This window comes from Desertimonas flava, assembly GCF_003426815.1.
Classification (GTDB): Bacteria; Actinomycetota; Acidimicrobiia; order Acidimicrobiales; family Ilumatobacteraceae; genus Desertimonas; species Desertimonas flava.
Map to the genome: position 1 here is coordinate 1 of NZ_QKYK01000059.1, position 9,837 is coordinate 9,837.

Consider the following 9,837-nt stretch of genomic DNA (forward strand, 5'->3'; position numbering starts at 1 on the left):
GGCCGGCGCTCACGCCGTCAATCCCGGGGGCTGCGCCCCCGCTCGCTGCGCTCGCGCCCCATCGCCGCCCGGCTCGCTGGCGCTCGCTCGGACGGCCGGCGCTCACGCCGCGTCCCGGCACCAGTCGAGGTAGTGCACCATGTCGTCCACGGTCGGCGTGGCCGAAGCGTCGCCGTACTGGGTGAGCATGCGGAAGCGCAGGTACTCCTTCGACGGCACGGGAAGGAACGGCCACCGGCGCCACCACCGGCGCGGCGTGGAACGCACCGCCAGCCGCATGGCCGGCAGCCACAGCCGGGGCCGGGGCAGTACCGCCCTCGCGGCCACGACGAGCAACGGCGTCACGCCGGCCGCGGCTCCTTCGGCAACCCGAGGACCATCTCACCGATGATGTTGCGCTGGATCTGCGACGAGCCCGAGTAGATCGTGCCCGCCCGCGCGTGGAAGAACGTGTCGACCCACGAGCGCGACTCGTTCGGCGCGCCGGCGTCGTCGGTCTGGAAGGCGCTCGACGACGGGCGACCGCTCGGCGTCATCGCCTCGGCGCCGAGGATGTCGACGGCCAACTCGGTGACGATCTTGTGGTACTCGCTCCAGTAGAGCTTGGCGATGCCGCCGTCGGGACCGGGATCGTGGCCGTTGAGGAACTGCGTGAGCGTCCGTAGGCCGAGGAAGCGCATGACCTCCACCTTCGAATGGCACCACGCCAGGCGCTGCCGGATGGTGGGATCGGACGTGCGATCACGCTCGACGGCCAGCTTCGTGAGACGGTCGAGCTCGGCACGGAACCGGATCGGCATCGTGGCCGCCGACTTGCCCCGCTCGAAGCCGAGCAGCGTCATCGCCACCGCCCAGCCGTTGTTCGGCCCACCGACGACGGTGGAGACACCGGGAGCGTCGGTGGCCGGCACGACGGCGTCGGTGAAGAACACCTCGTTGAACTCGCTCATGCCCGAGATCATCTTGATCGGCCGCACCTCGATGCCGGGCTGGCGCATGTCGACGAGCAGGAACGAGATGCCTTTGTGCTTCGGCGCGTCGGGATCGGTACGGGCGAGCGTGAAGATGTGATCGGCGAGGTGACCGGCCGACGTCCAGATTTTCTGGCCGTTGAGGATCCACTGGTCGCCGTCACGCTCGGCTTTGAGCGCCACGCTCCCGAGGTCGGAGCCGGCGTTGGGCTCGGAGTAGCCCTGGCACCAGCGGTGCTCACCCGACAGCGCCTTGGGCAGGTAGTGCCGCTTCTGCTCCTCGGTACCCCAGGTGAGCAACGTGTTGCCGAGCATCTCGATCGAGAAGGCGTCGTTCGGCCCGCCGGTCGGCACGCCGGCCTTGGTGAACTCCTCGGCGAGAATCACCTGCTCGAGGTCGGACAGCCCGGCCCCGCCGTACTCCACCGGCCAACCGGGCGCCACGTACCCGGCCTCGTACAGCGTGGTGCGCCACGTGCGGACGAACTCGTCGAACTCGTCCCCCTGGAGCGAGCCGATGCCCTTCCAGTCGGTCGGCAGCTTCTCGGCGAGGAATGCCCGGACCTTCTCGCGATAGGCGTCGGCGTCGGGACCGTAGACCGGATTCATCGCGACGCGACTGTACTTGCCGCCGCATCGGCGCCGGCACTGGGGCGACTCGGGCCCCTGGCCTGATGCAGGGCGAGTCGGCCCAACCCGGCGGCGCCGACCAACGCTGCTTCGCGGCCGAGCGCGGCGACCCCCAACTGGACCAGCGGCCGGGCGCGGTCGGGCATGCTCCGCAGGTGCGGGATGCGGCTGCGCTGATCGAGCTCCTGCGCGGCGGCTTCGAGGAACGGCGGCCCGAACGTCGCCGGCACGGTGCCGGCGAGCAGGACGAGACGCAGGTCGAAGACGGCCGCGGCGCCGGCGATGGCGCGGCCCACCATCCGGCCGGTCCGCTCGACGACGGCGTCGGGCGCACGGCGCAGCGGCCGGTTCATCTCGGCGGCGAGCGCCGCCCCCGACACGTAGGCCCACAGGCAGCCGTGCGCGCCACAGACGCACTCGTGGCCGTCGGGCTCGACGATCATGTGGCCGATCTGGCCGGCGTTGCCGCGGCGGCCGCCGAGCAGGCGCCCGTTGCTCACGATGCCGGCCTCCACCGTGTCTGTGAGCAGCAGCACCATCACGTCACGAACGCCGCGGGCGGCACCGATCCAGCGCTCGGCCAGGACGCGGGCCTGCGACGACGACGCCAGCACCGTGGGCAGGCGGGTCAGCTCGTGGACGCGGTGGCGCATCTCGAAGCCGCGCAGCGACGGCATGTGCAGCGGATCGACGGTGCCGGTGTCGCGGTCGAGGGGGCCTTCGCACGTCACGCCACAGGCCCGCAGCGGCCCGACATCCTCGGGCCTGGCGGCCACGACGCGGCGCACGAGGCGTTGCAACGCCGGCCACACGTCACGCTGCGGCGTGGCCACGCGGTCGCGGACGAGCACCTCGCCGTAGTCGTTCACCACCCCGGCGGCCAGCCGGTCGTGCCCGACGTCGATCGCCAGGTACGTCGAGGGCGTGGCGGCGGGCATCGTCGATGCACAGTACCGGGACCGATCCCGAGCGGTGCGCCACGGGACGACGACATCATCTGCGGCGCCGCATTGACCTCGACCAGTTAGGGTTTTCGCACCATGACTGCCGCCCCTTCGCAAGCGCAAGGCCGTCCACCGGCCCAGCCGAATGGCAACAACACGCGATTCGCGGCGCTGTTCGATGCCGTCTGTTCCAACATCGCCCAGGTCCTGCAGGGCAAGCAGCAGTCGATCGAGCTGTCGGTGATGGCCCTGCTCGCCGAAGGCCACCTGGTGATCGAGGATGTGCCGGGCGTCGGCAAGACGAGCCTCGCCAAGGCGATGGCGGCGTCGATCGATTGCACCTGGAAGCGTGTGCAGTTCACACCCGACCTGCTGCCCGCCGATCTCGTGGGGGTGAGCATCTACCAGCGCTCCACCGAGCAGTTCCGCTTCCAGCCCGGACCGTTGTTCGCCAACATCGTCCTCGCCGACGAGATCAACCGGGCGTCGCCGAAGACCCAGTCGGCGTTGCTCGAGGCGATGGAGGAACGGCAGATCACCGTCGACGGCACCAGCCACCAGCTGGAGACGCCGTTCATGGTGATCGCCACGCAGAACCCGGTCGACCAGGAAGGCACCTACCGGCTGCCCGAGAGCCAGCTCGACCGTTTCATGATGCGCCTGTCCCTCGGCTACCCGAGCCGTGACGCCGAGATCTCCATCCTCGCCGGCCGCGGCTCGGTCGACTCGCTCCCGAAGCTGTCGGCCGTGGTGTCGTCGGCCGAGGTGGTGTCGATGATCGACGCCGTGCGGTCGGTGTACGTGGCCGATGCCCTGCGCGCCTACCTCGTCGATCTGGCCATCGCCAGCCGCCGCCATCCCGCGGTCGAGCTCGGCCTGTCGCCGCGCGCCACGCTCCAGCTGGCCGCCGCAGCTAAGGCCCACGCCGCGGCGCGAGGTCGCAGCTTCGCCACACCGGACGACGTCAAGTCGATGGCCGTCGCCGTCATCAGCCACCGCCTGATGCTGCGCGCCGAGCACGGTGCCCGCCTCAGCGCCGACGACGCGGTCGGGGAGATCCTCGCCGACGTCCCCGTCCCGCGAAGTCGCTGAGCATGTTTCGTCCTCGGCGAGCGTCGGTCGCTGCGCTCCCTCGCTCGCCTGCGGCGAGTTCTGTTCGTGCTCGCTTCGCTCGCTCCGAAGAGTTGAAAGAGGCGGCGGCGGAGCAAGCTCCGCTGGTCGCCGCATCGAGGGGGGAATCCCCCCTCGAGCACCCCCCGACGGGGTCCGCGCGTTGATCGGGGGCCGACCGATCCGGCTGCCGCGCCGCTCGCGACCGGCGCCCTCGGCAGGTGCTCCTGACCGTGAGAGCGCGTGAGTAGCCGCGTTGCGCCGACGCGGCAGGGGTGGATGGTCGCCGCGTGTGCCGTGTTGACCGCGGTGATGGGGCGCGTGTTCGGTGTGCTCGAGCTGTATCTGCTGAGCGCCGGCATGCTCGGCGCCGCCGTGCTCGCCTATCTCTCGGTGCTGCTCCGGCGCCCACGGGTGGCCGTGCGCCGGTGGGTCCGGCCTGAGGTCCTCACCGCCGGCGACGTCGGCCGCGTCGACATCGTCCTGCGCGCCAACGGCGCCGGACCCCGCCCGGCGTTCGAACTCGTCGAAGCCGTCGGCACCGACCGGACCGCCCGCATGGCCGTCGCCCCGATGCGCGGCGGCACCGAGAAGAGCGCCGGCTACCGCGTCCCCACCGACCGGCGCGGCGTGCTCACCATCGGGCCGCTCGTCGCCGTCCGCCACGACGTGCTGGGCCTCGCCCGCTCCGTCTCCGACATCGCCGGCGTCGACGAGATCCTCGTCGCACCGCGGGCCTTCGAGATGGACATGCCCGAGCTCGGCGACGGCATCCTCGGCCGCCACCTCCTCGCCCAGTCGGCCCGACTGGGGCCCGGCGAGTTCCACAGCCTGCGCGAGTACGTGCCCGGCGACGAACCGCGGACCATCCACTGGAAGGCGTCGGCCCGGTCGGACGACCTGAAGGTGCGGCAGCACTCCGCCGAGGGGCTGCGGCGTTGCACGGTGGTCCTCGACCAGCACGTGCCGATCGGCGACGACCACGACGAGTCGTTCGAACGGGCCGTCGTCGCCGCAGCCAGCCTCGTGCACAGCGCCGACCGGGCCGGCCTGCAGACCCGCTTCGCCACCACGTCCGGAGTCGATCTGCGCGGGCCGACGGTGTCCGTCCAGACGATGCACCACCTGGCCCGGGTCATGCCCGACACCGCTCCCCCGCGGCCCATCGAGCGCGATCCGGGTGAAGGATTGGGCCTGGTGTTCGTCGTGACCACGAGCTTCGACTCGCCCACGTGGCTGACGATGGGTGACCTGCGCGATCCGACGCTCACGCTGCTCGGCGTGTTCACCGAACAGCCCGGCGGACGCTCGCGGTTGTTCATCGACGCCCGCACCGAGCAGGACATGCTCGACAGCTGGATCGACCTCGTGGGACGGCGCCGTCATCACGTCCCCGTCTCGGTCGACCCCCTCGCCGCGACCAAGGCTCCCGTCGCCTCATGACCGCCGCCCTCGCCGCCCAGGGCCGCGTCGACGACGACGGCGACCAGATCGCCACCGGCGACGTGCTGCGGGTCCAGCCCGGCCTCGACATCGTCGCCACGCTCGGCCTGACCGTCTACTCGGTCGCCGTGGCGGTCGGCTTCAGCCGGGTGTTCCCCGACTGGGACTTCCTGCGCGACCTCGTGCTCATCGCCGTCGCCGGCCACGGCTCGTCGCTGGTGCTGCGCCGCCTCCGGGTGCCGCCGCTCGCGGCCATCCCGCTCGTGCTGGTGATCCTCACGTGGTTGATCGGCTGGATCTACTACCGCGACACGCTCTCGGGCATCTTCCCGCTCGGCGACACGTGGCGCACCGCCCAGGCCGACTTCCGCGCCGCGACCGACGAGTTCCAGACATCCACGGCACCCGTCCCGTACACCGGTGGTTGGGCACTGCTCGCCGGTGCCACCACGGCGGCCACCGTGTGGCTGTCGGACACGTTCGCCTTCCGCGCCCAGGCCCGCGGCGAAGCCCTCGTCCCGGGAGCCGTGCTGTTCGTCTTCATCGCCGCGCTCGGCGTCGACGAGCACCGCGTCCCGGTCAGCCTCGCCGTGATCGGCGCCGGGTTCTGCGCCCTGGCGCTGCTGCGCGTGCGCCTCGAGCGGCGCCCGCGCACCGTGCTCGGCACTCCCCGCCATCCGCTCGTCCTCACGCTGCCCGCCGCCCTGGCTGCCGCCGCGCTGGTGATGGGCGGTGCGTGGGCGGTCGGACCCAATCTGCCCGGCGCCAACGACGAGCCACTCTTCGACACCCGAGGCGACGGCGGCGGCGAGACCGAAGTGGTGAGCCCGCTCGTCGACATCCGCTCCCGGCTCGTCAACCAGGCCGAGACCGAGCTCTTCACCGTGCAGGCCACCTCGTCGTCGTACTGGCGCGTGTCGGCCCTGCCGCAGTTCGACGGCGACCGCTGGGACCTCCCCGACGGCGGCCTCGAGAGCCTGGACGACCGCGGCAACGTGGCGCTCCCCGGCTCTGAGCAGAACGACCAGCTCGTCACGATTCTCGAGCTCCGGGGCGCGCTGATCCCTGCCGCTCCCGAGCCGCTCACCGCACGCGGCCCCAACGCCCACTACAACGCCCTGACGTCGTCGGTGCTCAAGACCGAGTCGCAGCTCGACGAAGGCGACACCTACGAGATCAGCTCGGCGATGCCACGATTCACGCCCGAGCAACTGCGGGGCGCGTCGTCCGCCAGCCCTCCGGACCCCATCTTCCTCGACCTTCCCGACGACCTGCACCCGGACGTGGCCGCCACCGCGGCCCAGGTCACTGCGGCCGGGCCCACGGCGTTCGACAAGTTGGTGCTGCTCCAGGACTGGTTCCGCGACACCTTCACCTACTCGACCGACGTGCCTGACGGCAACGGCACCTCGGCGATCATGTCGTTCCTCGAGAACCGCATCGGCTACTGCGAGCAGTTCTCGGCCACGTTCGCGGCGATGGCCCGCACGCTCGGCCTGCCGTCACGTGTCGCCGTGGGATTCACCCAGGGCGAGCAGCTCGCCGACGGCTCGTTCGTGGTGCGGGGCCGCAACGCTCACGCCTGGCCCGAGGTGTGGTTCGACGGTCTCGGCTGGGTGCCGTTCGAGCCAACCCCTGGCCGCGGCCAGCCGGGCGCCCAGGCCTACACCGGCGTCGAACCGCAGCAGGAGGTCGCTCCCCAGCCGGAAGCCGGGACCACCACGACGACCACCACGACCACGACGCTGCCGCCCACCACCACCACCGTCGCCGGCCAGGAGGGTCAACCGACCACGCTCGCGCCCACGACGACGCCCCAGACCACGGCGCCCGCGCCCCTGCCGCCCGACTCCGGTGGCAGCGGATCGTCGGGGTCGTTCCCGTGGATGCTGATCGTCGCGGCCGTGGCGTTGGTGGGTGCGGTGGTGGCGCTTCCCGCGCTGGTGCGACGTTGGCGCCGTCGTCGTATCGGCCCGGCCACCGATCCGACGCACATGCTGCTCGAGCTGTGGGACCGGGCGCTCACGGCGCTCGCCGCCCTCGGCTTCCGGCCGAACTCGGCGTGGACCCCGCTCGAAGTCTCCGATCGGGCGGCGGCGAAGTTCCCGACCATCGCCGGACCGCTCGAACGGCTCGCCGGCGCCGCCACCACGGCGAGCTATGCGCCCGCCGACACGGTGGCCGCCGTCGCCGCCGCCGACCGGGCCGACCACCACGCGGGCAGCCACGACACGCCACACGACTGGTGCGCCTACATCGAGACCGCCGTCGAGAACAGCCTGACCACCGGCGAGCGCATCAAGCGCTACTTCACCGTCTGGCACTGACCCCCGGCCGCACGTGGCGGTGACGGACCACCCGGTCCCGCCCGACCGGAGGGTAAATGCCGGACGCTTCGGTGGGGTATTCACCCTCCCGTTCGTCTGCCCTCTCCGCTCACCCCCAGGCACGCCGATGACGGCGACGACTCACCCTCTCCGCGCACCGCTCAGGCACCACCCGTTCACGCGTTCGGGCCCGCGGGCGGCCAGGGCTCAGCCGTCGTATTCGTTGGTGTCGGTACGCGACGGGCGGTCGTGGCGACGGGCGCGGTTGCGGCCGCCACCCAGCCAGGCGCTGACGGGCAGCGACCCGACCTTCTCGCGGGCGATCACGCGCAGCTCGCGCTCGAGCAGCACGGCCAGGGCCACGGTGCCGACGAACGCCAGGACCGACAGCCACACGCCCGCCGAGAGCGCCAGCACGGTGATGGTGAGCCCGGCCAACACGGCGACGGAAAGGCCGGCGACGCGCCGGCGAGGGATGCGGTAGCCGCGGGTCGAGAAGGTGGGGTCCCGTTCGAGCTGTTGCTCGATCTGGCGGAGAATCCGCTGCTCATTCTCGGAAAGCGGCATGGCCTGCTCCAACGTGTACGGCTCCGGACCGGCCGGGACGTGTGACCACGGTTGGACGGGACGGACTTCGCTTGGTGTCACTCTATCCTCCCACGTTCAGGGGGTTTCCTCAATGCGGGACCCATCCTTCCGTCGGCGGGAGGATCCGGCCGCGGGCGGCTGCTGATCGGCGCCGTCGGGTCCCCAGGGGTTCCGGCCTCGGTGGATCACCCGGACACCGTCGGTGGTGAGGGCGTTGGCCGTGGCGATCGCGGTCCGGCCGAAGCGGGCGCGGACGCTGTCGATCACCTTGCTGGCGTCGCTCCACCGGGGATCGACGCCGTCCCGACTGTCGTCGATCCCGTCGAGGGTGAGCTGTTCGGTGGGCTCGGAGAACTTCGACGTCGCCACACCGAGCAGCCGCACGCCCCCGGCCAGCTGGAGGTCGTCGACCAGGCGATTGACCACCTCGAGGATCGCCGGCGCCGTGTCGACGGCGCGTGGCAGCGTGTGGGCGCGGGTGACCGTGCGGAACGTGCCGTCGCGCACCTTGATCGTGATCGTGCGGGCGCCCAGCCCGGAGGCGCGCAACCGCGACGCGACCCCATCGGCCAGGCGGCCGAGGTGCGCCCCGATCTCGGCCCGGTCATAGAGGTCGAACGGGAAGGTCTCCTCGTGGCTGATCGACTTGACCGGGCGTTCCACCTCGACGGGCCGGGTGTCCACCCCGGCCGCCAGGTCCAGCAGACGGTCGGCGCCGGCGGGACCGAGTACGCCACGCAGCGCCGCCGGGGCCAGGATCGTGAGATCGCCGATGGTGCGGACCCCGAGGCGGTTGAGGCGCTCGTAGGTGGACGGACCCACTCCCCACAGCCGCCGGACCGGAAGGGGATGCAGGTAGGCCGTCTCGCCGCCCTCGACCACTTCGAAGACTCCCGGACCGGGCTCGACACCTTCGGGCCGTGCGCGCGGCTTGGCCTCGACCGATGCCATCTTGGCGAGGAACTTGTTCGGGGCCACGCCGACCGAACAGCCGAGGCCGAGCTCGTCGCGAACCTGGTTGCGGATGCGGTGGCCGATGGTGACGCCGTCGCCGAACAGGGCCAGGGCGCCCGACACGTCGAGGAAGGCCTCGTCGAGCGAGAGCGGCTCGACCTTCGGCGTCACCGAGTCGAAGATGGCGCGGACCTGGGCGCTGACGGTGGAGTAGGCCTCGTAGTCGCCGGCGAGGAACACGGCGTCCGGGCACAGCTGCCGGGCACGCGCGGACGGCATCGCCGAGTACACGCCGTACCGGCGGGCTTCGTACGAGGCCGCGGCGACGACGCCCCGGCGCCCGGTACCGCCCACCACCACCGGGCGGCCGACGAGGTCGGGACGGCGACGCAGCTCGACCGACACGAAGAACGCGTCCATGTCCACGTGCAAGATCACGCGCCGGTCGGCCACACCCCCAGTATGACCACCCCCTGTCACACCCGACGCCGCCACCCTCCGTTCTGCTGGCGCGAAAGCGCCCTGCGAAAGCCTTTTCGCTCCACCAGACCCTCCGCCACGATCGCGCGGAGCCCGTCGCGGGCCGACCAACGCGCAGTCGAGGCCCCGTCGCGAGACGATCAACGCGCGCGCGAGGAGGGCAGTGGGGATGTAAGACCCCGAGAGGGCCGAGAGTTGAACTGACGTCCCAGCAACTCTTCAGCGCCCCCGGCGCCCGGGCTTTGCCGGGCGCCGGGGGCCGCAAACCAAACTCGCCGCAGGCGAGCGAGGGAGCGCAGCGACCGATGCGAGCCGAGGACGAGCATCGCCGCAGGCGAGCGAGGGAGCGCAGCGACCGATGCGAGCCGAGGACGAGCATCGCCGCAGGCG

At 71.7% G+C, this 9,837-nt stretch carries 8 protein-coding genes; 3 read left to right on the forward strand and 5 right to left on the reverse strand.

What is annotated here, in order from left to right; translation table 11 throughout:
- Positions 1–102: 102 nt before the first annotated feature.
- Genes DN771_RS28680 through DN771_RS28690 form a run of 3 tightly spaced genes read right to left on the reverse strand, consistent with a single transcriptional unit; the run spans position 103 to position 2,539 of the window.
- Positions 103–345, reverse strand: a complete 243-nt coding sequence (locus DN771_RS28680) for a hypothetical protein (RefSeq protein ID WP_117001004.1) — start codon at positions 343–345, stop codon at positions 103–105.
- Entirely contained in the window at positions 342–1,580 is a 1,239-nt protein-coding gene (locus DN771_RS28685) for an acyl-CoA dehydrogenase family protein (RefSeq protein WP_117001005.1), read from the reverse strand. Before DN771_RS28685 ends, DN771_RS28680 begins: the two co-directional genes overlap by 4 nt.
- Entirely contained in the window at positions 1,577–2,539 is a 963-nt protein-coding gene (locus DN771_RS28690; RefSeq protein WP_117001006.1) for an ROK family protein, read from the reverse strand. Before DN771_RS28690 ends, DN771_RS28685 begins: the two co-directional genes overlap by 4 nt.
- 102 nt (positions 2,540–2,641) lie before the next feature.
- Between DN771_RS28690 and DN771_RS28695 the strand changes: the two genes are divergently transcribed.
- From DN771_RS28695 to DN771_RS28705, 3 genes are all read left to right on the forward strand, one after another.
- Positions 2,642–3,637, forward strand: a complete 996-nt coding sequence (locus DN771_RS28695) for an AAA family ATPase (RefSeq protein ID WP_117001007.1) — start codon at positions 2,642–2,644, stop codon at positions 3,635–3,637.
- A 261-nt stretch (positions 3,638–3,898) separates the two neighbouring features.
- Positions 3,899–5,098, forward strand: coding sequence for a DUF58 domain-containing protein (locus DN771_RS28700; protein ID WP_162942538.1), 1,200 nt, complete (start codon positions 3,899–3,901; stop codon positions 5,096–5,098).
- Positions 5,095–7,425, forward strand: coding sequence for a transglutaminase TgpA family protein (locus DN771_RS28705; RefSeq protein WP_117001009.1), 2,331 nt, complete (start codon positions 5,095–5,097; stop codon positions 7,423–7,425). The genes DN771_RS28700 and DN771_RS28705 overlap by 4 nt, the downstream gene beginning before the upstream one ends.
- Positions 7,426–7,632: 207 nt before the next feature.
- Here DN771_RS28705 and DN771_RS28710 read toward each other — a convergent pair whose 3' ends face one another.
- Positions 7,633–7,992 carry a DUF3040 domain-containing protein gene (locus DN771_RS28710; RefSeq protein ID WP_117001010.1) on the reverse strand — a complete coding sequence of 120 codons (360 nt, stop codon included), beginning with the start codon at positions 7,990–7,992 and terminating at the stop codon, positions 7,633–7,635.
- A 96-nt stretch (positions 7,993–8,088) separates the two neighbouring features.
- Complete coding sequence (gene dinB, locus DN771_RS28715) at positions 8,089–9,420, reverse strand: DNA polymerase IV (protein ID WP_205528827.1); 1,332 nt, start codon at positions 9,418–9,420, stop codon at positions 8,089–8,091.
- Positions 9,421–9,837 lie beyond the last annotated feature (417 nt).